This window comes from Ureibacillus aquaedulcis (assembly GCF_030418165.1).
In the GTDB taxonomy this organism is placed as follows: domain Bacteria; phylum Bacillota; class Bacilli; order Bacillales_A; family Planococcaceae; genus Ureibacillus; species Ureibacillus aquaedulcis.
Map to the genome: position 1 here is coordinate 1 of NZ_JAUHTQ010000038.1, position 894 is coordinate 894.

The 894-nt window shown below is 51.0% G+C and carries 1 rRNA gene; it reads left to right on the plus strand.

The features are described 5' to 3' along the window. Positions 1-2: 2 nt before the first annotated feature. Positions 3-894: ribosomal RNA gene (locus QYB95_RS19035) — 23S ribosomal RNA — on the plus strand; the annotation flags it as partial.

An 894-nucleotide genomic window follows, 5' to 3' on the forward strand; every position in this document is an offset into this window, starting at 1 on the left:
TAGGTTAAGTTATTAAGGGCGCACGGTGGATGCCTTGGCACTAGGAGCCGAAGAAGGACGGCACTAACACCGATATGCTTCGGGGAGCTGTAAGTAAGCTTTGATCCGGAGATTTCCGAATGGGGGAACCCACTGTTCGTAATGGAACAGTATCTTGACGTGAATACATAGCGTCTTGAAGGCAGACCCAGGGAACTGAAACATCTAAGTACCTGGAGGAAGAGAAAGAAATTATTCGATTCCCTGAGTAGCGGCGAGCGAAACGGGAAAAGCCCAAACCAAGAGGCTTGCCTCTTGGGGTTGTAGGACACTCTATACGGAGTTACAAAGGAATGGATTAGGCGAAGCGACCTGGAAAGGTCCGCCATAGCGGGTAAAAGCCCCGTAGTCGAAAGTTCATTCTCTCTTGAGTGTATCCTGAGTACGGCGGAACACGTGAAATTCCGTCGGAATCCGGGAGGACCATCTCCCAAGGCTAAATACTACCTAGTGACCGATAGTGAACCAGTACCGTGAGGGAAAGGTGAAAAGCACCCCGGAAGGGGAGTGAAATAGAACCTGAAACCGTGTGCCTACAAGTAGTTAGAGCCCGTTAATGGGTGATAGCGTGCCTTTTGTAGAATGAACCGGCGAGTTACGATTACGTGCAAGGTTAAGCTGAGAAGGCGGAGCCGTAGCGAAAGCGAGTCTGAATAGGGCGAATGAGTACGTGGTCGTAGACCCGAAACCAGGTGATCTACCCATGTCCAGGGTGAAGGTGAGGTAACACTCACTGGAGGCCCGAACCCACGCACGTTGAAAAGTGCGGGGATGAGGTGTGGGTAGCGGAGAAATTCCAATCGAACTTGGAGATAGCTGGTTCTCTCCGAAATAGCTTTAGGGCTAGCCTCGTGA